We start from the raw sequence: 23,525 nt of genomic DNA on the forward strand, positions 1-23,525 counted from the left end.
GCTCAGATCCCCATTCCCGGGATCTGGGGGACGAGGCCCCACAGGCCGAAAGTCATCAGCACGTCCAGGATTCCGATCGCAAGGATGGCGGTCCGTAGCGCGCGGCCCGCAGCCTGCCCGACGCCCGCCGGTCCGCCCGAGGCGTAATAGCCGTACGCGCAGTGCACGAGCGCGACGACGGCGGCGAAGACCACTGCCTTCAGGCCCGAGTACAGGAGGTCCTGCGGCGAGATCGCCAGATGGAAGAAGTAGTCGTAGGTACCTGCCGATGCACCGTTGAAGAACACGACGACCAGTCGGGTCGAGAGGTAGCTGGCCAGCAGTCCGATCATGTAGATCGGGATGACGCAGATCATGGCAGCGATGACCCGCGTACCCGCGAGGAAGGGAATCGATCTGATAGCCATCGAGTCCAGTGCGTCGATCTCGTCGGAGATACGCATTGCGCCGATCTGGGCGGTGAAACCCGTCCCGACCTTGGCGGCCAACGCGATAGCGACGACAACAGGGGCAAGTTCGCGTGTGTTGGCAACTGCGGAAAGCATGCCGGAGAGTGAGGTCATCCCGACAAGTTCGAGTCCGCGATGCGTCTCCACGCCCAGCATCATCGCGGCTGCAAGAGACATCGCGAACACGATGCCGATAGTGCCGCCGCCGGACAACAGCGAGTTCGTTCCGAAGCTGACTTCGCTGATCTGGCCGAGTACATGTTTGCGGTACTTGGTGAGAGCAAAGGGGATCGAGGCGATAGTGCGGATGTAAAAGGTGACATGCTGACCGAGCGACACCAAGCCGTCGCCTGCGGTCCGCAACGGTCTGCCGGCCTGCCGCGCTCGGATCCGGAGATCGACGAGCGACATCAGAATTCACCGACTGCCGGCACGATCACGGTATACAGCGCGGACAACACCGTGTTCACGATGAAGACGAGGGCGAAAGCGATGACGACTGCTTCGTTGACTGCGTCGGCAACGCCGCGTGGGCCGCCTTTTGCATGGAGACCTTTGAAGGTGGCGACCAAAGTCGAAGCGAGACCGAATATCGCAGCCTTCACCAAAGCCATGACGAAGTCGGAAGATCGCCCGTACTGACTGAACGTTGCCATGAACGTTCCGGCCGGAAGGTGCTGGACGTAGATGTGGTACAGGTAGCACGCGATCACACCGCCGAAGGTGACCATCGAACAGAGTGCAAGGGAGACGATCACTGCTGCAACCAATCTCGGTGCGACCAGGCGCTCGATCACGTCGATGCCCATCACTTCCATCGCGTCGATTTCTTCCTGGATCTTTCGTGAACCCAGATCCGTGCAGATCGCCGATCCTGCGACACCGGCCATCATCAACGCGCACACCAGCGCCGCAGCCTGACCGACGATGATGAAAGCCACGACTGCTCCGGAGTATCCGCCGGCACCGATCCGGCCGGCCAGTTCACCGACTGACACGGCGATGAAAACACCGATCGGAATCATGAGAAGCAACGACGGGCCGGTGCTGACACGACCGATGAACAGGGTCTGAGTAATAGTCTCGTGCAACGAGAGTCGCCTGCGGAGGATTGCCGTGAACAGGCCGAAGAGTGCCTGAACCGAGAATCCGATCAGATAGCCCCCCTGTAACGCTACGTCTCGCACCGGGCCCTTCGCGGCTGGTAGCTCGTAGGTCATCTAATTGAATTCCTTTGCAGATCAACAGTGTTCGGCACGGAGTTCGAACTGTTCGAGCGCTGGCGGTCGAGCGAACTGCCTGTGAAGCATCTCACACATATATGTGTCCAAGCAAGCATTATGTGAACCGAGATTCTCGCTGCGTGTCTAGCGGTGTTGGTTGAGTTCGCGCAATTGACGTGCCAGTATTGGAACTGTTCGAATCCATACCCGGTGTATGTTTACGAATATTCCGGATCTGTCAGCCTGGTTGAGTCGCGGTTGTGTAGCGGATGCTTCGAGCGGTGACCCTACCCATCATCGGCGCCCTCAGGCAACGTTTTGTTAACGCAAATTCTGGTCGGGGATCATGACGATCAACGCCGAGGGGCGGTTTCTTCTTGCGATCGATAGGCTCTTGAACTGCCACGATTGTGCTGCAGGCGGGCGAAGTGATGAAAAAAGTGTATGAATTCCCGGGATCATGCTTATGCTGATTCTCGTTTGATGGACAGGCGGATAGAGGTGCGTCGAGCGTGTGGGCTGGAGAGTGGGGTACATGGTGAGCCTGGGCGATCAGTTCGTCGACGCGCAGACGTCGAATGGGATTGTTCGGCAGGTGAGGTCCGACTCCGTCAAGAGGCGCCCGAAGGATCGCAAGGCTCAGATCGCGGCAGCTGCGGCAATCGCGTTCAGTGAGCGCGGATATCCTGCTGTCAGTGTCGATGACATCGCGTCGGCGGTGGGTATTTCGGGTTCGGCGCTGTATCGGCACTTTCCGAACAAGTACGCGATGTTCCGTCACGCGGCACTGGAGTTGACCGAAGCGCTCGGTAGTGCGCTCGACGACGTCTCGGTTGCCCCAGCAGCGACCGATGCGGACCGATTGCGCGAAGATCTGATTGCAGTGATACGAACGACAATTCGCAATCGGCGCACGGCCGGAATCTATCGTTGGGAGAGTCGGTTTCTCGATGCTGCCGATCGGAAATCCGTTCGAGCACAGGCCGACGCGGTCAATAGTCGAGTGGCCCGGAATCTTTCGCGCTCCGATCCGGCGATGACGGCGCGGGACGAGACCCTTTTCGTGGTAGCGATGTTCAGCGTGATCGGCAGCATCACCGTCCATAATCTGTTGCTGCCTCAGCGGGCGATGGAACAGGTTCTGCTCGACGCGTGCCTGGCGATAGATCAAGGTGAGGGTGCAACCACCGCAAGCCGCTTGGAGCAGTCCTCGCTGCCTAGGACCGTGACCACGAACAAACGTGAACGTCTCTTGCAGGAAGCGGTGCGGCTCTTCGACTCTCGCGGATATCACGACGTCAGCATCGAAGAGATCGCCGCGGCCGCCGGCTTGAATGCTTCCGGTATGTACCGCTACTTTCCCAGCAAGGCCGAGCTTCTCGGCGCCGTGTTCTATCGAGCTGCAGATCGCTTGGACTTGGCGACGGCAGCGGTCTTCGATTCCGCGACGTCGCACGAAGAAGTACTCCGGGCACTGGCGGCGATGTACGTGGAGTTGTCGTTTGCACAGCACGAATTGATGTCGGTCTACTTTTCCGAGATGAACAACCTTCTGCCGAGTCATCGAAGCGATCTGAAGAATCGCCAGAAGCTTTACGTGGTCGAATGGGCGCGAGTTCTCCGCGAAATCCGTCCGGAGCTTTCGGCGGTAGAGGCGAAGTTCGTTGTTCATGCTGCGCTCAACCTGGTTCCGGATGTCGGACGCATGGTGAAGTTCGACGGGGCCGCAGAAAATGCGACCAGACTGCAGATGTTCATGTCGGCAGTTCTGTTCGGCTGTCACACTTCGCCCTCCTGAAACGTGTCGGAGGGTGTGCGTACTCTGACCCGCTATGAGCGAAGTCGTGTCTCCGGCAGCTGCCCGTCGCATAGCGCTTGCCGCTCAAGGATTCGGCAGATCGCACCCCACAACGGTGACGCGTCGCAATCTGGTCAGCGTGATGGACCGGCTGCAGGTGCTGCAGATCGACTCGGTCAATGTCTTCGAACGCAGCCACTACCTGCCGGTTTACGCTCGGCTGGGCGCGTACGACAAATCCAGGCTCGATCAGCTCGCCTTCGCCCCCGGCTCGGGGTACCTCGAATACTGGGGCCACGAGGCTACGTTCCTACCGGTGGACATGTGGCCGCTGTTCCGCTGGCGGATGGACCAGTTTCGCGCCAAGGCGTTGAGCGACAAGGGAGGATGGGCTTCCGATCGAAGTGTCTTCCTCGATTGGTTGCGGCAGGAGTTGCGCGACAACGGTCCGATGGCGGCGAGCGAGATCGAACACGAAGCGAACACACGACGGGGTCCGTGGTGGGGGTGGTCCGACGTGAAAGTCGGCCTCGAGACGCTGTTCCGTTGGGGCGAGGTGGTGTCGGCAGGTCGAGCCGGCTTCGAGCGTCGTTACGGCCTGGCCGAGCAGATGCTTGCACCCGAGATACTCGACGCACGGGTCGAGCGGTCGGAGGCGATACGCGAGCTGGTGGTGCGGGGAGTGCGGGCGCATGGTCTTGGCACACTCGACGACATCGCCGACTACTTTCGTCTGCCCAGCGCAGAAGCACGAACGGCATTGCAGGAACTCGAAGATGCCGGCAGTGTGCGCCGGGTGTCCGTCGACGGCTGGGAGCGTCGAGGCAAGGCAAGGGAGGTGTGGATCGATCCGCGAGCGAAGCGTCCCAGGTCCATTCGTGCGGAAGCGCTGTTGTCACCCTTCGACCCGGTAGTGTGGGCACGCGATCGAGCGTTGCGGCTCTTCGACTTTCACTACCGGATCGAGATCTACACTCCGGCGCACAAGCGAGTTCACGGATACTACGTGCTCCCGGTCTTGATCGACGACAAAATCTGCGCCCGAGTCGATCTCAAGAACGACCGTCAGAACGCTCGACTGCTTGTCCGCGCGGCATGGGCCGAACCCACCGCGGACGCAGAGACTGCGCCGCGGTTAGCGGAACTCCTTCGCAGAACTGCGCATTGGCAGGGCTGCGACACCGTTGAGGTGGAGAACAAAGGTACGTTGTCTCAGGAGTTGGCCGCCGCTATGACGTGAGCCTTCAGGGTCGCGAGGACGATTGTCATTCGGGAACTGTTATGCGTCCGTCGGTCGCTGCCTGATTGATGGAATTTCTCAATGCGGAACAACTTCCGGATCGAATTCTCGGCGGTGCAGCATCGTCGCGGTACTCCAAACATGCGGTGCGCGAATCTGATCGCCACTGGGTCGAAGTGTGATGCCAGCTGTTCTTCTCCACGAGGACGTATGTTCCGCACCGCTCGCAGTCCAGCGGCTCCATGGTCATTGCGGCGCTCCTGCTGCGGCTTTGCGTGCAAGGTTGTCCGCAACTTCTTGGTGCCACACTTCGGTGGGCTTGCTTGTGTCGAACTCGAATTCGAAGCGGTCGACCATGTCCGGGGTGATGGCGGCGACGTCCACGTAGAACTGTTCGTACCAACGGCGCAGTTGGTAGACCGGGCCGTCCTCGCTGCACAGCAGAGGATTGTCGATGCGAGTCTTGTTCTTCCACACTTCGATGTCCTGCTCGAATCCGACGCCGATATATCCGATCATTGCGTCGACAAGTTGAACCGCGAACTCGGCGGGCATCTCCTCGGACTTCTGGACGGTAATGCCGTACATGAGTACGAATTTGTTCGGGCTCACCGGGTAGTGGCAGTTGATCAGCACAGAATCGGTCGTGAAGTTCTCGTAGATGTAGCGCAAGTCGTCGATCATGAACGACGGTCCGTGGTAGGCCGCTGTCGAAAGATTCGACACCAACTTCGGTACGTCGGGGTCGGTCCAGGTCACGATGTCGTCGCGGTTGATGCCGCTCTGCTCCTGGATGGCGACGTGTCCTTCGAAGACGTTCTTGAAATAGGTGGGGAACGAGAAGTGCACGTAGAAGAAATGCGCCATGTCGACGACGTTGTCGACGATTTCTCGGCAGTTCGTATCGATGACTATCGACTTCCACACCCAATCGGTCCACTCGTGCTCCGCAGACTTGATGATCGGTATGGCGACTTCGGCAGGAGGCGGATTGCCTTCGGGGTCGTGCCAGACGAAGAGCAGTCCGTCTTGTTCGAGCGCAGTCCAAGCGCGGGTCTTGGCAAGCGGGGGGACACGTCGGGCATAAGGAATCGCGGTGCACTTACCGTTGCCTCCCCACCTCCAGTCGTGGAAGGGACACGCGATCGAATCGCCCTTGACCGTGCCCTGACTCAGGTCGCCGCCCATGTGACGGCAGTACGCGTCGAGGATCTTCAGTTCGCCATGCGAGTCGGAGAAGACGACCAGTTTGGTACCGAAAGCTTCGACGGAATGGGGGTTCCCGTCGCTGTAGTCCTTGGCGAGGCCGAGGCAGTGCCATCCGCGGGCAAATCGAGTGGGAGGTTCTCCCTGGTCGATGATGCGAACCTCTTCCGATTCATTGACATCCGCAATTGTCATGTTCTTCCTTTCATGAGTGCACCCGGTGGGCTGGACCGAGCGACGTTGTACGACAGTCGAAGGGGTGTAAATCTTTGGGCAAGTCACATACGTTGCGACGAGATGTTGCCGCCGTCGACAACCAATTCCGTTGCGGTGATGTAACTTGCTTCGTCGGACAGCAGGAAGCGGACAGCGTGTGCGATTTCCTCCGGGCGACCGAGCCTGCCGAGGAGGATGCGTCGTTCGAATGCCCCGTCGCCCAATGCGTCTACGGTCGGCTGAAGCATAGGGGTCAGAATCTGTCCGGGCGAGACGCAGTTGATCCGAATGCCGTCCGGGCCCAGTCGGTCCGCAAGCGATCGGACCATCGACAACATCCCACCCTTTGCAGCGGAGTAGACAGGGTTGATTGCATTGCCCAAAGTTGCGTTGATCGAGGCGATTCCGACTATTGCCGAACCGGGATTGGCCGTGAAATCAGGCATCAACTGTTGAACCAACAGGATGAGCGGACGTAGATGGGTGTTGATACCCATCTCCCACACGTCGAGCGTCACTCCTTCGAGGGATCCGGTATCGACAATCCCGGCGGAATGAACAAGTCCGCCGATGGAGGAAAGTGAGGAACGGGTTGTGGCCAATGCGGCCGCGTAGTCGTCCGCTCTCGTGAGATCGATTCCCACTCCGATGGCGTCGATGCCGAATTCGGAGGAGATCACTGCTGCCTGATCGACCGCTTTTGCCTCGTCGATATCCCAGAGAGCGACTGGTCGTCGGATCGCCGCGAGCGCGCGGGCGGAGGCCAATCCGATTCCGGATGCGCCGCCGGTGATGATCACGCCTGTCGACGGGGATGAAGCATTCATGTGTCCTCCTGATTTTGGAGCGTTCTGCTCGGCGCCGCATGATCTGATGGGCTCCGGTCATCACTGTGACGAGGGATGGATTCGGGCTCAACGAACATGACCGATCATCGGTATCGATGCTGGTGAAAGCCCATGCAGATGCATCTCCCGCTGCGTGGGAGACGTACTGGCGCAGTGAGTCCACGGAAGCTCAGATGGGCGGAACGAATGTTGGCTGCCGAAGCGGCGGGCCACCGGAACGGAGACATCGATGTTGGTCGGACCGATCACCGAAGAGTCCATCCCCATGTCAACTCTCGATAGACTGTCGGTGGTGGTGGACTGCTTTCGTGACGCGCCTCGGCTGACATTGGGGGAGGTGGCGCGCCGAACCGGGATTCCGCGATCGTCCGTGCACCGGATGCTACTGAAACTCGTGAGGATGAACTGGCTACGCCGCGAAGGACTCGAGTACGAGATAGGCGACAAGCTAGGAGATCTGGGCGCGCTCTCGCTGTATCGAAACAAAGTGGATCGAGTGGTTACGCCCCTACTTCAGCAGCTGCATCTCGTGACTGGACATGCTGTGCACCTTGGGGTTTTGGAAGGGAACCATGTGCGCTACATCCAGAAAATCGGGAGCCAGATGGTCCCCGACCTTCAGACTCGTGTCGGCTCACGCATCCCTGCGCAATCGTCGACCATCGGGAAATCACTGTTGAGCGCTGGGCACAGACCGGTGGCGTCGCTGCAAAACACCAATGACGTTCGCCAACAAGCTGTTGCGTTCGGAATCTGCAATTCCGGGATGGGTTGTATCGGCGCGCGAATCGGGGTGCTCGATCACTTGCAGGTTGGTCTCTCGATCTGTGGGCCGCTGATTCGCGGGACGATAGACAAGAGGAACTCCGCTCCCGTGCAGATGGCGGCGGTGGCGATCTCCCAGTTTTTCGGAGTGATCGACGGGTTCGGACAGGAGAAGACGGGATAGTCCGACAAACGCAAAGAGTGCGCCTCCCCCCACTACGCGTAAAGCGCAGTGGGGGAGACGCACTCGGATAGAGCTGTGTCAGCGAAGAGCCGCAAGCGCGTCGATACGCCCCGCGGCACCCTCCATGATGCTTTCGATCAGTTCCTTGCAGCTGGGCAGATCGTTGATCATGCCGACAACCTGACCCGAAGCAAGAACACCGGCTTCCGTGTTGCCCTCGACCAGCCCGGCCTTGAGCAACATCGGGGTGTTGGCTGCCATGATGATCTGCATCAGCGTGCGGTCACCCGACCGCTTCATCGCGAGACCGTCCTTGGCGAGGGTCGACCACTTCATGCCCGTCATGGCCTTGAACTTCGTGGCATTCTTGGCCGCGGCGATCAAACCGGTTGCATAGCTGGAACCTTCGAGGCTGTTGACCAGGTCGGTGTTGAGCACACGATGAGGCATGCCGTCGACCTTGCGGGAGACAGTCGTATCCGTCAGTCCGCGCTTGAGATACTCCTGTTTGACGGAATCGGGCACCGAAGAGTCGCTGGTGAGAAGGAATCGCGTTCCCATCGCGACACCGGCAGCGCCGTACGCCAGTGCGGCAGCCAGCCCGCGGCCGTCGAAGAATCCGCCACCGGCGATGACCGGAATATCGACCGCGTCGAGAACCGAGGGGAGAAGCAATGTCGTGGCCACACCACCGGTATGGCCACCACCTTCGCCGCCCTGGACGATGACGGCGTCCGCGCCCCAGGATGCAACCTTGACCGCGTGCTTCGCGGCACCGATCGAGGGCACGACGACGATGCCGTGGTCCTTGAGCTTGGCGATCAGTTCCTTCTTGGGAGCCAAGGCAAACGACGCGACCTTGACGCCTTCACGGATCAGCAGATCCGCGCGTTGCGGGGCGTCAGTGGCGTCGGCACGCATGTTGACGCCGAACGGCTTGTCCGTGAGCTGCTTCGTCTTCTTGATCGCATGCTCGAGCTCGTCGTACGTCATCGTGGCCGAAGCCAGAATGCCGAGACCACCTGCGTTCGCCGTTGCCGATGTCAGGGCGGGACCGGAAACCCAGCCCATACCCGTCTGCACGATCGGGTAGTCCACGCCGACCAGTTCGGTCAGCGCGGTCTTCAGGGTGGGGGTCATGCCGAGACCTCACGGTCCCGGAGGTTGCGCGGGTCGAGGGTCTCGCGGATGAGGTGGAGTTCTTCGGCGGTGGGGTCACGGGTGATACCGGCCTCGGCGAGTCCGGCAACCTCGAACGAGGTGTTCTCGGCAACCTCTTCTGCCGTGACGCCGGGGTGAAGGCTCAATGCGCGGAACGTGTTTCCCGGACCACCGAAGTCGAAAACCCCGAGGTTGGTGACGACGCGGGGGATGTTCAGGTACTTGTATGCGGGGTTCTCGGGATCGATCTGGTCGTAGCCGACACCGCACACCACGTCGACCTTGTCGACGAACACTCGCTTGGAGTGCTTGGGGACGAAGTAGCTCGTCGCATGGTTGATGGTATTGCCCGGGGCGCCGCGCACACCGAACATCTGACGCGTCGGCTGCTGAAGCGGGCCGAAAGCGGAGAGGTTCTGGTTGCCGTGGCGATCGAGCTGATTGGCACCCATCACAACGTGGCGACGACCGGAAGCGACGACGTCGAACACCTTGCGGAAAGGCATCCAACCTTCGATGGGGCCCTTCGTTCCGACTGCCGGAGTGTCCTCGAGGATGAGGGCTTCACCGTCGGTGATGAGCAGGTCGGGTTCGGTGGTGAGCCGAGCCAGGCGAGCGCCGATGGTGGACGACGTCGACATCGGGCTGGCCATGATTTCGCCTGCACCGGAGAAGATTTCAGCGCACGCAAGAACTACGTACTCTGCGCGGGTGACGGTGGATTCGCTCATTTTGCCTGCTCCCCTGCCGTTGATGAATCGGCAAACTTCTTTACTGCGGCTTGGTAGTCCTCTTCGCTGCCGGAGAGGAAGGTGTCGACGAACGCCTGCCACGACTCGGGGGTCTTGGCGGCCTCGGCGTAGTGACGCTGGAACTTCTCGTCGCGGCCGTAGCTTTCGCCGGCCAACGTGAAGTGTGCACCATTGGGTGCCTCAACGACGGCGTCGACCATCATGCGGTTGAGCAGAAGGTTCTGCAGTGGAACGGATTTGACCAGTTCCTCGGTCTCGACGATGCGCTCGACCGAGACGTAACGCTTCTCGGCGGCCATGCAGTACAGGTCGTCGAAGTACGGGTCGACGCCGTTGTAGGCGGCATTGCCGTGCTTGTCACCGAGATTGAGGTGGACGAACGACGCATCGAGGTTGAGCGCAGGCATCGCGATCAAGGTCTCGGAACGGCCGTCGGCCTCGGGGTACGGGGAGGTGACGGTCTTGAGTTCGTCGCCCCAGAAGTTGCGGACGTCCGAGCCAAGGCCTGCGCGGATCGGCAGGAAGGGCAGGCGAGCGGCAGCGGCTTCGAGGCCGCACTTGACCATGCCCTCGTCCATCTCGCGTACTTCGATCTCACCTGCGGTGCGCGCCTTGGCAAACCACGGATCGTAGAACGGCGCGGAGTCCAGGGACACGAAACCGTAGTACGCCTTCTTGACCTTGCCGGCCGAGCACAGCAGTCCGAGATCCGGTCCGCCGTAGGTGACCACGGTCAGGTCCGTGATGTCCGAACGCAGAATCGCACGCACGAAGGCCATCGGCTTGCGGCGAGATCCCCAGCCGCCCAAGCCGATCGTCATTCCGCTGCGGAGTTCGCCGACTACCTCGTCGAGCGACTTCGTCTTGTCACGCTTGCTAGCCATGTTTTTCTCAGCCTTCCTTCTGGGTTGCGTTCTCGCGCGGCTTGCCGGTGGCGACGAACTCGTCGCGGTGCTCGTCGGACACACCGAGAAGGTTGAGTTCGAAGGTGTAGCCCTGCTCGAGGCGGTAGCTGCCCTTGACGTCGACCGGGTCGATGCCGTTGATGGCTTCCTTGGCGCACCGGATGATGCGGGTGTCCTTCGCGGCGATCTTCGCGGCGATCTCGCGAGCGCACTCGTCGAGCTTCTCGCGCGGGACCACGTCGTAGACGCTGCCGAACTGCTTGAGCGTGTGTGCGTCGACGCTCTGCGCCGTGTAGTAAAGCGTGCGCATCATGTGCTGCGGCACCAGGCGTGAGAGGTGAGTCGCAGCGCCGAGGGCGCCGCGGTCGACCTCGGGGAGGGAGAAGATCGCGTCGTCGGAAGCGACGATGACGTCCGCGTTGCCGACCAGTCCGATGCCGCCGCCGACGCAGAATCCGTTGACCGCCACGACGACGGGGACAGCGCAGTCGTAGACGGCGGCGAAGGCTGCGGCACAACCGCGGTTGGCGGCGACCAGCGCGTCGAATCCCTCGGTAGCCTGCATCTCCTTGATGTCGACGCCGGCGTTGAATCCGCGTCCCTCGGCTCGCAGGATCACCACGTGCGTGTTGAGATCCTTGCCCGCGTCGAGGATGGCGTCGGCAAGCTCGAACCATCCCTTGGACGGGATTGCGTTGACCGGCGCGTAGTCGATGGTGACCGTGGTGATGCCGGTTCCGTCGGAAGAGGTGCTGATGCCCATATCGGGATTCCTTACGTCTGTGTACCAAACCAAGCGATTGCTTGGTAAGTTAGCACACAAGCGGAGCCGACAAGCCCGAGCAGAGTGCAATAGGAGACAAAAATGAGTGGATTGGTCGACGGACGCGTAGTCATCATCACCGGGGCAGGTCGAGGTATCGGGCGTGCGCATGCGTTGGCGTTTGCTGCCGAGGGCGCCAAGGTCGTCGTCAACGACATCGGTGCGGGTGCCGACGGTTCCGCGACCGGCGAAAGTCCGGCCGAGCAGGTTGTCGCGGAGATCATCGCTGCGGGTGGCCAGGCAGTGGTCAACGGAGACGACGTCGCCGACTGGGCGGGTGCCGAAAATCTGATCAAGACCGCGATCGACACCTTCGGTGGTCTGGACGTGCTTGTGAACAACGCAGGCTTCCTGCGTGACCGCATGCTCGTCGGCATGAGCGAAGGTGAGTGGGACGCGGTGATCCGCGTGCACCTCAAGGGGCACTTCGCGCCTTTGCGTCACGCTGCTACCTACTGGCGCGGCGAAGCCAAGGCAGGCAACACCGTCGACGCACGCATCATCAACACCAGTTCGGGTGCAGGACTGCAGGGTTCGATCGGTCAGGGCAACTACGCCGCGGCGAAGGCCGGCATCGCCGAGATGACCATCCAGGCCGCCGCCGAGCTCAAGAATTACGGAGTCAGTGTCAACGCGATCGCGCCTGCTGCGCGCACGCGCATGACCGTCGGTGCGGGTGGGGCGATGGCAGAAGCGATGGCAGCTCCGGAAGAGGGCTTCGACGCCATGGCTCCCGAGAACATCTCGCCGCTGGTCGTCTGGCTCGGAAGCGCCGAGTCCAAGGACGTCACGGGCCGAGTATTCGAGGTAGAGGGCGGAAAGATCACCGTCGCGGAAGGCTGGCGTCACGGCCCGAGCGAGGACAAGGGTGACCGTTGGGACCCGAAGGAGATCGGGCCCGTCGTGGCAACGCTGTTGGAGAAGGCGGAGATTCCGACGCCGGTGTACGGGGCGTAGGGCCTTCGGCCCCCTGAGTGGTTAAGGAGTGCAGGGACTCCTCAACCACTCACAGGCGGCGTGCCGCCTACGCGGGCGCCCGAACCACCAGAACAGTGCCGGGGAACTCTGCTGCGAGCTCGCGCCGCGAATGCTTCACGCAGGCGGTGCCGTAGCCCTTCTTGCGGGACTCGGGTGCAATCCAGATCGCGACGTTGACCTCTTGGCCGTCGAGTTCGCCGAACACCAGGCCGACGCTCGTCGGGCTGTCGCCGGAGACGTCCTCGGCGACGAACCAGGCAGCGCTCTCGTCGTCGATACGGCGGAGGCCACCTGTGCGCTCGGCTTCGATTCGATCCTCGCTCCACGGCTTGCCGTCTTCGTCGAGCTGCTCACCCGAGCGAATCGTGAACAGCGACTTGTCTTCTGCGCTGTCGCTGAACGGACGCAGGCTGAAGTTCTGCCCACTGCTCGCGGGGCGATCAAGCGTCGTCCATTCGAGAGTTGCATCGAGATTCTCCAGCTCGCCCTGGATGCGATCGCGTGCAGCCTTGGTGAGCGCACTGAACTTGAGGCTCAGAACTGCTTCGGCATTTGCTTCCGACGTGCCGAGGAGTTCCGCGACGGTGGTCAGTGCCTCCTGATGGTCCTTGCTGTCGACCACTGCATCCAGCACCTCGTGGCGACGCTCCAGCGCACGCACGAGTGCGGAAGTGATCTCGCGTCGGTCCAGGATTTGATCTTGAATATGCGTCGTCATATATGCGACTCCTTGCTGTGTTCGAGGCTCTGTCGAAACGCCGTGCGGACCGTACGAGTCAATAGTGCTCCAACTCGCCCGTTATGGCACGTGTTCAGCCTCCGGTGCGGCGAACGAGCCGTTCGTAGCGCTGGCGGGCGGCTTGAGTACTGCCGAGCCCGAGTCCGAAGGCAATGTCCTGCCAGGTCATGCCCCGTTCACGGGCAATTCCGAGGAACAGTGCTTCCAGCTGTTCCATTTCGGCTCGGGCCTTGGGAATGAGAGTCAACGCAGCCATGACGTCGGCGTCGTCGACTTCGGGTTCGTTCACCTCGGGTGTGTCGGTGCCGCCGGCCAGACGAGCCACGACGCGCACCGCGCCGTAGGGCTCGAGCATCTCCGGATGAGATTGCCGCGCGCGCTGGCTTCGGGTCGCGCCGTGGCGCTCGCTGATCCGAAAGAGTCCGGCGTACTCGCGATGTGCGCGTTCGCGGCCGGAATCGATCGGTCTGAACTGGTCATCGGTCATGAATCCAGGGTGGCACGAACCCGGACCGATGTAAACGTTCTGTTGTAAACAAATTGTTCAGTTCGTCAGGGGTTCGCACACGATGACGGGAATGACGCGGTCCGTCCAGGCCTGATAGTTGTCGAAATCCGGATACATCGCCGTCAACTTCGGCCACAGCCGAGCGCGCTCGTCCTCGGTTGCGACGCGGGCTTTCATCGAGCGGATCCGAGACTTGATCTGCACCGTCACCACCGGATCCGCCTTGATGTTGAGGTACCACATCGGATTCTTCGGAAGACCGCCTTGCGACGCCACCAGAATCACGTCTTCGCCGTCCTCGAGGAACAGCAACGGGCTGATTCGCTCCTCACCGGATTTGCGACCGGTAGTGGTGAGCAGGCAGATCGGCAGCCCGCGTGGGAACGCGCTGCCGACCCGCCACTTGCTACCCAGCCTCCCGTCTGTGGCGCGATACATGGCGACGTTTGCCTTCGACATCCACTTGATGATCTTGACCGTCGCCGGAGCGTCGAGTCCCTTGGGTTTGGCTGGGGGAGTAGTCATCTCAGATACGCTCGATGATGGTTCCGGTGGCCAGCGCGCCGCCGGCGCACATCGTGATCAGAGCCGTCGAGCCGTTACGACGCTCCAGTTCGTGCAGTGCGGTGGTGATCAGTCGAGAGCCCGTGCTGCCGACCGGATGGCCCAGGGCGAGTGCGCCACCGTTGACGTTGACGTTGTCGAAGTCAGGTTCGTGGACCTGGGCCCAGGACAGAGCGACCGACGCGAATGCTTCGTTGATCTCGAAGAGGTCGAGGTCGCCGATCTTCATTCCGCTCTTCTCCAGAACACGGCTGGTTGCCTGTACCGGTCCGTCGAGGTGGAACTCCGGTTCCGAGCCGACCAGTGCCTGGGCGATGATGCGGGCGCGTGGCTTCAATCCGAGTGCGCGAGCCTTGTCCTCGTCCATGAGCAGGACTGCGGCCGCACCGTCGGAGATCTGGGAAGACGTTCCGGCAGTGTGAATCCCGCCTTCGAGAACGGGCTTCAACCGGGCAAGGGACTCGGCCGTCGTATCGCGCAGGCCCTGATCGCGATTGACGAGCTTGGTCTCGCCCGTGAGGTTTCCTTCCTTGTCGACCTGGGGCGCCGAGAGTTCGAGTACCTCTCGGTCGAAACGCCCTTCCTCCCAAGCTTGCTTGGCCAGTGCCTGCGAGCGGACACCGAGAGCTTCGACGTCGTCGCGGGTCAGTCCGCGTCGGCGCGCGATGCGTTCTGCAGCCTCGAACTGGTTGGGCATGTCGATGTCCCACGTCGCCGGCCGACGCGGTCCGGCCTGGTCACCGACGTTGGCGCCGAGGGGAACCTGGCTCATCGCTTCGATGCCGCAGGCGATGCCGGCATCGATGGCGCCGGTGGCGATCAGTCCGGCGATCAGATGGTTCGCCTGCTGGGCCGAACCGCACTGGCAGTCCACGGTCGTGGCGCCGGTCTGCCACGGCAGACCTGCATGCAACCACGCAGTGCGCGTGATGTTGTTGGACTGAGCGCCGGCCTGGGTGACGCAGCCGCCGATCACCTGCTCGATCAGCAACGGGTCGATTCCCGACCGGTCGAGAACTCCCTTTTGTGCAGCTCCGAGGATCTCGGCGGCGTGCAGACCGGCGAGCCAACCTCCGCGCTTGCCGATCGGTGTACGGACGGCCTCGACGATTACTGGTGTGCCCACAGCGGGCTCCTTTCCTTGTAATGAAAAAGTAGAACAGGTTCTCTGCGGGAAGCAAGACCTGCCGACGTTTCCTTTCCTAGTAAGCAGGCTTGTGTTTCAATGAGAGTAGAACGTGTTACACATCACGGATCCCCATCACCCCTGTGATGAAAAGGCTTAGGGCAGGAGACATCAGTGGCACAGCCCGCATTCCCCGAGGGAATCGACTTCACGGACCCCGACATCTACGCGGAACGTATGCCGTTCGAGGAGTTCGCTGAACTCCGGAAGACGGCCCCCGTGTGGTGGAATCCGCAGCCCCCGGAAATCGGCGGATTCCAGGACGAGGGCTTCTGGGTGGTCACCCGTCATGAAGAGGTCAAGGAGGTCTCGCAGCGAAGCGACATCTTCTCGACCCACGAGAACACTGCGATTCCTCGCTTCGCCGACGACATCCCGCGCGAGAACGTCGAGATGCAGCGCTTCATCCTCATCAACAAGGACGCTCCGGAGCACACCAAGCTTCGCAAGCTGGTTTCGCGTGGATTCACCCCGCGAGCCATCAACAGCCTGCGCGAAGAACTGACCGAGCGCGCCGAAAAGATCGTCAAGACTGCGGCTGCCGGTGGTGCCGGAGACTTCGTGGTTCAGGTCGCGTCCGAACTTCCGCTGCAGGCAATCGCCGAGCTCCTCGGTGTGCCGCAGGAAGATCGAATGAAGCTCTTCGACTGGTCCAACCAGATGACGTCGTACGACGACCCCGAATTCGACATCGACCCGCAGGCAGCGTCGATGGAGATCCTGGGATACGCGTACCAGATGGCGGATCAGCGCAAGAAGTGTCCCGCCGATGACATCGTCACCAAGCTCATCGAAGCTGACATCGACGGAAATGAGCTCTCCCCAGAGGAATTCGGCTTCTTCGTGATCCTGCTTGCGGTCGCGGGTAACGAGACCACTCGCAATGCCATCACACACGGCATGGTTGCCTTCCTCGACAATCCCGACCAGTGGGAGCTGTACAAGAAGGAACGCCCGAAGACTGCGGCCGACGAGATCGTTCGTTGGGCCACCCCGGTGACCTCTTTCCAGCGCACCGCGCTCGAAGACACCGAACTCGGCGGACAGAAGATCAAGAAGGGCGATCGCGTCGTGATGATGTACGCGTCGGCCAACTTCGACGAAGACGTCTTCGAGAACCCCACGAAGTTCGACATCATGCGTGACCCCAATCCGCACCTCGGATTCGGCGGCACCGGTGCGCACTTCTGCATCGGCGCGAACTTGGCTCGTCTCGAAATCGATCTGATCTTCAACGCGATCGCCGATCACCTACCCGACATCACCAGGCTCGGCGATCCGCGTCGCCTGCGCTCGGGCTGGCTCAACGGCATCAAAGAGTTTCAGGTTGATTACAAGACATCGGGATGCCCGGTCAAACACTGATCCGGACATATACTTACCTGATAACCGGCGAGTAGGTTCTGTGTAGCTTTTCGGGAGTTGCCTCTGCAACCTCGAACACGCAGAACTACAGTAGACGTTCCGGGGGGCCACTAGCTGGCAACCTGGAACTGCGGCGGCGTCTGCGGGATCCCTCATCTCCCGTAGGCGCCGCCGTTTGTAGTTCAATCACCAATTCAGCCGCCGTATGGTTTGGTGATCGCTTCGAGGAAGTGGCCCGACGGGTCGAGGAAGTAGACCCCACGCCCACCGTCGTTGGTGTTGAAGCCGGTACTCGACTGGCGCGGATCGGCCCAGTGATCAAGCTTCAAGGCTTGTATGCGCTGGTAGATGCCGTCGAAGTCGTCTTCGGAGACGAGGAAGGCGTAGTGCTGAGACGGCACCTCGGCGCCCTCTTCCACCTGTGCGAAATCCAGCGTCACGCCGTGCTCGAGTTCGACGCCGAGAAAGTAGCCGGCCTCGACAGGGCCCGGTAGACCGAACATGTGAGTGAAGAACCACGCCGACTCTTGTCGGTCTTTTGCGGCGATGATGGTGTGATTGAACGAAATGGTCATGAGTGACCCCTTGCAGTACGACGCCTCCATGCCTGACGCAGTCCGTCATCGACACGCGACGTTGGGAACCAGGAAACCATTTCGAGGTTCGCGGTGCAAGTACGACAGGCTTATTCGAATACGACGAGCGCGGCCCCGGTCGATGACCGGGGCCGCGCTCGTACTGTGGGTTCTCAGGCTTTGCGTGCCGTCTTCATCGCACGATCCACTTCCCAGAATGCTCGAAGCGACGCGATCTGGCCGGCGTCGTTCACCCGGTAGACGAACACGCCTTCGGCGTCGATGATCGAGCCGCCGATGGTGGTCCGGATCTTGCCGATGTTGACGTTCTCGTTGCCGCACACCAGGGAATCGTCGATCAGAAATTCGAGCTTGTCCGCGTTCGCGATCGTCATGTCGTAGAACTTGGAGATCGCTTCGCGCCCGTGATGCCCTTTGCCTTCGGGATCGAAGCCCGACGGCCCGACCGGATCCTCCACCCAACCGTCCTCGGCGAAGAGGTCCAGCCAGGCTTCCTTGTTCTTGCCACTCGCTGCGGCGCGCGAAGCGTTACCCGCGACGCGGGCGGGGTGTTCGTCACTCATCGCGGCTCCTCAGTTGATGTACTGCTCGGCGAATTTGCGCATCGAATCCTGCTTTGCCTCCAGTGGGGCATCGAATCCGATTCCGTCGAAAACCCAAGGCACGGTGATGATGTCCGTGACGCCGGCATCTTCGAGCTCTGCGTAACCGTCCTTGCCGAAACGGTCGATGCATACCGTCTGGATTTCGAACGGCTCGTTCTCGCGTCCGTACTCGGCGCGCAGTTCACGCAGTCGGGCGATGACACCGACAAGATCGTCGAACTTGATCATTGCCGACGTCCAACCGTCGCTCACGCGCGCAGCACGTTTGAGTGCGACCTCGGTGTGGCCGCCGACGTAGAACGGAACCGGCTTGGTGGGAGCCGGACTCATCTGCAGGCGATCGAAATCGAAGAACTCGCCGTGATACTCGACCATGCCGCCGCCGAGAATCAGTTTGAGGACGTCGATCATCTCGTCCACGCGGGCGCCGCGACGCTTGTACGGCGCGCCGCACCACTCGAACTCTTCCGGAGCCCAACCGATTCCGACGCCGAAGCCGAAGCGGTTGTTCGTCAGTGCAGCTACCGATCCGACCTGCCGCGCGAGCAGGACCGGATTGCGGCTACCGAGCTTGAGTACCTGGGTGTAGAACTCGATCTTCTCGGTCACCGCGCCCATTGCGGCCGCGGCGATCAGCGGATCGACCCAGGGGGTCTCGGCATTCCACATCCGAGACCCGTCCGGGGTGTACGGGTAATCCGCCGCCTGCGTTTCCATGAAGAACAGTGAATCGGGGAGAGCGATCGACGAAAAGCCGCATTCCTCGGCAGTTTTAGCAATGCCGGCTAACTGGTCCAAGGGGTTCATGGCAACCCCGACGGTGTACTTCATCTTCGGCCTCTTCCTGATCGGCGTGTTTGCTGCTGTTACGTGGTGGGACGTTCGGAACCGACGACCCACATCGAGAAGTACTGCGAGCCACCGCCGTACGCATGGCCGAGAGCCTTGCGAGCGTCGGCCACCTGGTGGTCACCGGCGCGTCGCATGACCTGCATCGCGGACTCGGCGAAACGGATCATGCCCGAGGCGCCGATCGGGTTGGAGGAGAGAACACCGCCAGAGGCATTGACCGGGAGCTTTCCGCCGATCGCGGTTTCGCCGGCCTCGGTCAGTTTCCAGCCCTGGCCTTCCTCCGCGAAGCCGAGGTTCTCGAGCCACATCGGCTCGAACCACGAGAAGGGGACATAGATTTCGGCGCAGTCGATCTCGTTCAGCGGATCGGTGATTCCCGCGGACTTCCACAGCGCGGCCGCGGCATCGCGTCCGGCCTGCGGATTGACCTGATCGCGTCCGGCGTAGAACGTCGGCTCGGTGCGCATGGCTGTCGCGTGGATCCAGGCGACGGAACGACCCTCGGCCTCCACCTGTGCGGCGGCTTCTTCGTTGCCGATCACCAGCGCGCAAGCGCCGTCCGAGGACGGGCAGGTTTCGTCGTAGCGGATCGGGTCCCAGAGCATCTGAGATGCCTGCACCGATTCGAAAGTGATGTCCGGCTGTCGCAGATGCGCATAAGGATTGAGGCTGCCGTTGAGCCGATCCTTCACCGCGACGAGGTAGCCGATGTGCTCCGGTGCGTTCGATCGACGAATGTACGAACGGACGTGCGGGGCGAAGTATCCACCGGCACCGGCGCCGACGGGCATATTGAACGGAACCGGTACGGACAGGGCCCACATCGCGTTCGACTCGGACTGCTTCTCCCAGGAAACCGTCAGAACCCGCTTGTGGACACCGGATTTGACAAGGCTGGAGGCAACGATGGCCGTCGAACCGCCTACCGAGCCGGCAGTGTGAACACGCAGCAACGGCTTTCCGTTGGCGCCCAGGGCATCCGACATGGCGAGTTCCGGCATCATCGAACCCTCGAACAAGTCGGGGGCCTTTCCGATCACCACGGCGTCGATGTCGTCCCAGCCGACGTTGGCGTCGACCATGGCGGCGTCGATGGCTTCTCGGACCATGCCCGCCATCGAGACGTCGTGACGCTTTGCGACGTAGTGAGTTTGGCCGGTGCCGAGCACGGCCGCGAGTTGAGGCGTTCCGGCCATCAGTTTCGTCCCTCCAAGACTGCTACCAGGTTCTGCTGCAGCACAGGGCCGCTTGTTGCATGAGCCAGCGCGCGATTCGCCTGACCGTCGAAGATTGCCTTGGCGGCGTGGCCGATTCGTTCCAGACCACCGGCGAACAGCGGGTTGCCGCTGAGCGGACCGCCGGACGGGTTGATCGTGGTGGCGTCGGTCAGGCCGATCGCTTCCTTCAGGATCAATTCCTGGTGAGTGAACGGGGCATGCAGTTCGGCGACGTCGATGTTGCCGACCTCGCCGCCCGTTGCCGCCTTGGCTGCCGACGTAGTGGACGGCGACGTCGTCAGGTCACGTGCACCCAGGTTGGGCGAGTCGATGCGATGCTCGAGTCCGGTGATCCACGCCGGCCGCTCGCACAGGTCTCGCGCACGGGTGCCCGAGGCCAGGACGATTGCTGCCGCGCCGTCGGTGATGGGCGCACAATCGTGTGCGCGCAACGGATCTGCAAGGAATGGACTTGCAAGCAGGGCCTCGATGTCGACCTCGCCTGCGAGCTGAGCCTTCGGATTGCTCAGCGCGTGGCGACGGCTGCGAGCGGCAACCTCCGCCATGTCCTCTTGCGTCCACTTGCCCGCGTCGAGTCCGAGCCGGGCTTGAAGTCCGGCGATCGAGACGGAGTCGGGCCACAGCGGCGTGACGAGGTACGGATCGAGCTGCATGGACAGGATCTTGCGCAGGTGCCCGGCGGAGGATTTGCCGAAGCCGTACACCAACGCAGTCTCGACCTCGCCGGTCAAGATCTTGATCCACGCTTCGTAGAACGCCCACGCGGCGTCCATCTCGACGTGAGATTCGTTGATCGGCGGTACCGCTCCGATGGAGTCGATGGCCGAGATGAAGGAGAACGCACGTCCGGCCAGGTAGTCGGAAGATCCGGAGCACCAGAAGCCGATGTCGGACTTGGTGATTCCCAGATCGCTGTAGAGCTGCTGGAAGCACGGGACGAGCATCTCGACGCCGTTGGTGGTGCCGTTGGTTTCGCGGACGTGGGGTGCCTGAGCAAAGCCCACGACTGCGATGTCTGCAGAAGTCATTTCAGGAGCCTCACAGGTGGTGTTGGAAGGTGGAGTACTCGGCGTCGGGTTCACCTGTCGGCCGGAAGTATTCGATGTTCTCGAGGGTGTAACCCCACTCTTCGCGAGGCTTCCACTTGGCTTCGACCCGCATGCCCATCCGTACGTCCGCGGCATCACATTCGAGGATCAGGTGCAGGAACGGAATGTCGGCCCCGTCGAGGAGCACGTAGGCGGCAACGTAGGGAGGTTTGATCCGCTGCCCGAGGAACGGGACGTTGACGATGCAGAAGGTGGTGACAATTCCCTTGTCCGGCAGTTCGATCTGCTCGCTCGTCGGCTTCCCGTTGGTGGGATTGGCGCCGCGCGGAGGGATGTAGATCTTGTCCTCGGGTCCGCTGCGACCACCGATCAGCTTGCCCTCTGCGAGACCACGGAGGTAGAAACTCTCCTCGGCCGAAGCGGAATGCATGAAGTGCAGGTCGACGGGGGTCGTGATCATGGTGACAGGATCGGCGTTGGAATCGACTGTCGCGATTCCATTTTCGCTCTCACCTGGTTCGAAGCACTCGATGTCCTTGATCTGCCCGATCCGCTCCGACGCCCAGCGAGCACGGACCCGCAGGCCGGTGCTGATGTCGTCGGGGGAGTCGACGTCGACTGCGTGGAGCATGGACGTGTCCGCGCCGTCGAGCTTGATCAGGGCCCACGCGAAGGGTTTCGTCAGGGGTTGCCCCTCGATGGGTTCGGGCATCCACGTCCAACTCACGACCGTTCCGCCGTCGGAGACCCCGACGAAGTCGGTCAGTGGTTCGGCCGTGTCCGGATCGAATTCCGGTGGCGGCACGAAGACACGACCGTTCGACCCACGGGCGCCGATTACCTTGCGATCACGCAGGGCAGTCACGAACGCGCCGATGGTCGGTCCCGTCGATCTGGTGTAGTCGAAATGGAGATTCAATGGTGCGCTCAGGGGCTTGTCGGCCACCCCGCTCTTTCCGATGGTCACAAGATCGAGTAGAACAGGTTCTAGAGATTGTGGCAAGAGTCACTTCTGATCACCGGCAATGTGGAGGCGTGCGATGAAGCTTGGGTTGCAACTCGGATACTGGGGCGCACAGCCGCCGGCAAACGCCCCGGAACTGATCGAAGCCGCCGAAGGTGCGGGATTCGACGCGGTCTTCGCGGCGGAGTCGTGGGGCTCGGACGCATTCACCCCGCTCGCCTGGTGGGGATCGCGCACCGAGAAGGTTCGGCTCGGTACGTCCGTCGTACAGATTTCGGCGCGAACACCGACCAGTTGCGCCATGCACGCGCTCACTCTCGATCACCTGAACGGCGGACGAACGATCCTCGGACTCGGCGTATCCGGACCCCAGGTCGTCGAAGGTTGGTACGGCCAGCCTTTCGAGAAGCCGCTGGCTCGCACTCGCGAATACGTCTCGATCGTGCGCCAGGTTCTTGCCCGTGAAGCGCCCGTCACCAGTCCCGGACCGCACTACCCTCTGCCGTATGCGGGACCGGGCAGTTCGGGACTTGGCAAGCCGCTCAAGGCCATTACGCACCCGTTGCGTGCAGACATCCCGATCTGGCTCGGCGCCGAAGGGCCGAAGAACGTCGCGCTCGCCGGCGAAATCGCAGACGGATGGCTGGCGATCTACTACACCCCGCGCCTGGCCCCGATGTACAACAAGTGGCTCGATGAAGGATTCGCGCGCGCCGGGGCCCGTCGTAGCCGCGAAGACTTCGAGGTGGCCGCCACGTGCCAGGTCATCGTGACCGACGACCGTGCTTCCGCCATCGCCGCTCTCAAGCCGATGACCGCCCTCTACGTCGGCGGAATGGGCGCCCCGGAGTTGAACTTTCACGCGCAGGTCTACAAGCGGATGGGTTACGAGAAGGAGGTCGACGAGATCGGCCGTCTCTTCATGTCGGGCCGCAAGGACGAAGCTGCCGCCGTCGTCCCCGACGAGATGGTCACCGAGACCATGATCATCGGCAACGTCGACGAGGTGCGCGCCGACGTGAAGCGTTGGGAGGAAGCCGGAGTCACGATGCTGCTGGTGACCTGCCGCGACGCCGACCATGTGCGTGAGCTCGCGGCCGCGGTGGGTGGTTGAGCGAGGCCCGCCGTTTCTCGAGCGAACGGACTGCTCTAGCACTGATTCCCCAACCTCAGTACCGTCGCCAGCCCCCTACCACATCGCGTGAACGTATCGCTGCCCTCTTCTGACAGGGGGAGCGATACGTTCACAGGGTGGAGGGATATCCACAGATCGGTCTAAATGCCTGTTTGGCGCGGGCGTGCGTGGCCGGG

Annotated in this window: 24 protein-coding genes; 6 read left to right on the forward strand and 18 right to left on the reverse strand. The window is 61.8% G+C overall.

The features are described from left to right. Positions 1–2: 2 nt before the first annotated feature. Positions 3–860, reverse strand: coding sequence for an ABC transporter permease (locus ACFWEM_RS16740; RefSeq protein ID WP_095970985.1), 858 nt, complete (start codon positions 858–860; stop codon positions 3–5). Then, positions 860–1,669, reverse strand: coding sequence for an MlaE family ABC transporter permease (locus ACFWEM_RS16745; RefSeq protein WP_378535174.1), 810 nt, complete (start codon positions 1,667–1,669; stop codon positions 860–862). The genes ACFWEM_RS16740 and ACFWEM_RS16745 overlap by 1 nt, the downstream gene beginning before the upstream one ends. Positions 1,670–2,207: 538 nt before the next feature. Between ACFWEM_RS16745 and ACFWEM_RS16750 the strand changes: the two genes are divergently transcribed. Both ACFWEM_RS16750 and ACFWEM_RS16755 read left to right on the forward strand, forming a co-directional pair. Then, the gene (locus ACFWEM_RS16750; RefSeq protein ID WP_378535177.1) at positions 2,208–3,470 is read left to right on the forward strand and encodes a TetR/AcrR family transcriptional regulator; all 1,263 of its coding nucleotides are present in this window, start codon (positions 2,208–2,210) and stop codon (positions 3,468–3,470) included. A gap of 34 nt (positions 3,471–3,504) precedes the next feature. Then, a complete protein-coding gene (locus tag ACFWEM_RS16755) occupies positions 3,505–4,710 on the forward strand; it encodes a winged helix-turn-helix domain-containing protein (protein WP_378535179.1) in 1,206 nt (401 codons plus the stop codon). A gap of 246 nt (positions 4,711–4,956) precedes the next feature. On the opposite strand, the gene ACFWEM_RS16760 is transcribed toward ACFWEM_RS16755, so the two are convergent. Next, a complete protein-coding gene (locus ACFWEM_RS16760; RefSeq protein ID WP_378535182.1) occupies positions 4,957–6,111 on the reverse strand; it encodes a Rieske 2Fe-2S domain-containing protein in 1,155 nt (384 codons plus the stop codon). A gap of 83 nt (positions 6,112–6,194) precedes the next feature. Next, positions 6,195–6,959: an SDR family NAD(P)-dependent oxidoreductase gene (locus ACFWEM_RS16765; protein WP_378535184.1), complete on the reverse strand. Its 765-nt coding sequence runs from the start codon at positions 6,957–6,959 to the stop codon at positions 6,195–6,197. 286 nt (positions 6,960–7,245) lie between these two features. Here ACFWEM_RS16765 and ACFWEM_RS16770 point away from each other — a divergent pair, with 286 nt between their 5' ends. After that, positions 7,246–7,929 (forward strand): IclR family transcriptional regulator, encoded by a 684-nt coding sequence (locus ACFWEM_RS16770; RefSeq protein ID WP_378535187.1) that lies wholly within the window; start codon positions 7,246–7,248, stop codon positions 7,927–7,929. Between the two features lie 78 nt (positions 7,930–8,007). On the opposite strand, the gene ACFWEM_RS16775 is transcribed toward ACFWEM_RS16770, so the two are convergent. From ACFWEM_RS16775 to echA20, 4 genes are read right to left on the reverse strand one after another with little or no spacing between them, the layout of a single operon-like run. Then, positions 8,008–9,069 carry an NAD(P)H-dependent flavin oxidoreductase gene (locus ACFWEM_RS16775; RefSeq protein ID WP_378535189.1) on the reverse strand — a complete coding sequence of 354 codons (1,062 nt, stop codon included), beginning with the start codon at positions 9,067–9,069 and terminating at the stop codon, positions 8,008–8,010. After that, positions 9,066–9,821 carry a CoA-transferase subunit beta gene (locus ACFWEM_RS16780; protein ID WP_019746968.1) on the reverse strand — a complete coding sequence of 252 codons (756 nt, stop codon included), beginning with the start codon at positions 9,819–9,821 and terminating at the stop codon, positions 9,066–9,068. The genes ACFWEM_RS16775 and ACFWEM_RS16780 overlap by 4 nt, the downstream gene beginning before the upstream one ends. Then, positions 9,818–10,726, reverse strand: coding sequence for a cholesterol ring-cleaving hydrolase subunit IpdA (gene ipdA / locus ACFWEM_RS16785; RefSeq protein WP_378535192.1), 909 nt, complete (start codon positions 10,724–10,726; stop codon positions 9,818–9,820). The genes ACFWEM_RS16780 and ipdA overlap by 4 nt, the downstream gene beginning before the upstream one ends. Before the next feature lie 7 nt (positions 10,727–10,733). After that, entirely contained in the window at positions 10,734–11,510 is a 777-nt protein-coding gene (echA20, locus tag ACFWEM_RS16790) for a (7aS)-7a-methyl-1,5-dioxo-2,3,5,6,7,7a-hexahydro-1H-indene-carboxyl-CoA hydrolase (protein WP_003945611.1), read from the reverse strand. A gap of 102 nt (positions 11,511–11,612) precedes the next feature. Between echA20 and ACFWEM_RS16795 the strand changes: the two genes are divergently transcribed. Then, positions 11,613–12,527, forward strand: a complete 915-nt coding sequence (locus tag ACFWEM_RS16795; protein WP_378535194.1) for an SDR family oxidoreductase — start codon at positions 11,613–11,615, stop codon at positions 12,525–12,527. Between the two features lie 67 nt (positions 12,528–12,594). On the opposite strand, the gene ACFWEM_RS16800 is transcribed toward ACFWEM_RS16795, so the two are convergent. The 4 genes from ACFWEM_RS16800 to ACFWEM_RS16815 form a co-directional block, all read right to left on the reverse strand. Further along, a complete protein-coding gene (locus ACFWEM_RS16800; RefSeq protein ID WP_378535196.1) occupies positions 12,595–13,266 on the reverse strand; it encodes a GNAT family N-acetyltransferase in 672 nt (223 codons plus the stop codon). 94 nt (positions 13,267–13,360) lie between these two features. Then, on the reverse strand, positions 13,361–13,774 hold the full coding sequence (locus tag ACFWEM_RS16805) for a DNA-binding protein (protein WP_378448949.1): 414 nt from the start codon (positions 13,772–13,774) through the stop codon (positions 13,361–13,363). Positions 13,775–13,831: 57 nt separating this feature from the next. Beyond that, positions 13,832–14,320 carry a nitroreductase family deazaflavin-dependent oxidoreductase gene (locus ACFWEM_RS16810; protein ID WP_378535198.1) on the reverse strand — a complete coding sequence of 163 codons (489 nt, stop codon included), beginning with the start codon at positions 14,318–14,320 and terminating at the stop codon, positions 13,832–13,834. A 1-nt stretch (position 14,321) separates the two neighbouring features. Continuing rightward, positions 14,322–15,485 carry a steroid 3-ketoacyl-CoA thiolase gene (locus tag ACFWEM_RS16815; protein WP_095970996.1) on the reverse strand — a complete coding sequence of 388 codons (1,164 nt, stop codon included), beginning with the start codon at positions 15,483–15,485 and terminating at the stop codon, positions 14,322–14,324. Positions 15,486–15,659: 174 nt separating this feature from the next. On the opposite strand from ACFWEM_RS16815, the gene ACFWEM_RS16820 reads away from it, so the two are divergent. Next, entirely contained in the window at positions 15,660–16,910 is a 1,251-nt protein-coding gene (locus ACFWEM_RS16820; protein WP_003945573.1) for a cytochrome P450, read from the forward strand. Between the two features lie 194 nt (positions 16,911–17,104). Here the strand turns inward: ACFWEM_RS16820 and ACFWEM_RS16825 are convergent, their stop codons facing one another. The 6 genes from ACFWEM_RS16825 to ACFWEM_RS16850 all read right to left on the reverse strand — a co-directional run bounded on the left by ACFWEM_RS16825 (position 17,105) and on the right by ACFWEM_RS16850 (position 22,217). Beyond that, a complete protein-coding gene (locus ACFWEM_RS16825) occupies positions 17,105–17,485 on the reverse strand; it encodes a VOC family protein (protein WP_378535200.1) in 381 nt (126 codons plus the stop codon). Positions 17,486–17,658: 173 nt separating this feature from the next. Beyond that, on the reverse strand, positions 17,659–18,069 hold the full coding sequence (locus ACFWEM_RS16830) for a nuclear transport factor 2 family protein (protein WP_378535202.1): 411 nt from the start codon (positions 18,067–18,069) through the stop codon (positions 17,659–17,661). A 9-nt stretch (positions 18,070–18,078) separates the two neighbouring features. After that, the gene (locus ACFWEM_RS16835) at positions 18,079–18,942 is read right to left on the reverse strand and encodes a TIGR03619 family F420-dependent LLM class oxidoreductase (RefSeq protein ID WP_378535204.1); all 864 of its coding nucleotides are present in this window, start codon (positions 18,940–18,942) and stop codon (positions 18,079–18,081) included. 35 nt (positions 18,943–18,977) lie between these two features. Then, positions 18,978–20,159: a thiolase domain-containing protein gene (locus tag ACFWEM_RS16840; protein WP_378535206.1), complete on the reverse strand. Its 1,182-nt coding sequence runs from the start codon at positions 20,157–20,159 to the stop codon at positions 18,978–18,980. Beyond that, positions 20,159–21,229, reverse strand: a complete 1,071-nt coding sequence (locus ACFWEM_RS16845) for a thiolase domain-containing protein (protein WP_317551508.1) — start codon at positions 21,227–21,229, stop codon at positions 20,159–20,161. Before ACFWEM_RS16845 ends, ACFWEM_RS16840 begins: the two co-directional genes overlap by 1 nt. Positions 21,230–21,239: 10 nt before the next feature. Next, positions 21,240–22,217, reverse strand: a complete 978-nt coding sequence (locus ACFWEM_RS16850; protein ID WP_378535208.1) for a Zn-ribbon domain-containing OB-fold protein — start codon at positions 22,215–22,217, stop codon at positions 21,240–21,242. Positions 22,218–22,290: 73 nt separating this feature from the next. On the opposite strand from ACFWEM_RS16850, the gene ACFWEM_RS16855 reads away from it, so the two are divergent. After that, complete coding sequence (locus ACFWEM_RS16855) at positions 22,291–23,328, forward strand: LLM class F420-dependent oxidoreductase (protein ID WP_378535210.1); 1,038 nt, start codon at positions 22,291–22,293, stop codon at positions 23,326–23,328. The last annotated feature ends 197 nt before the right edge of the window (positions 23,329–23,525 follow it).

This window comes from Rhodococcus sp. NPDC060176 (genome assembly GCF_042728675.1).
In the GTDB taxonomy this organism is placed as follows: Bacteria; Actinomycetota; Actinomycetes; order Mycobacteriales; family Mycobacteriaceae; genus Rhodococcus_F.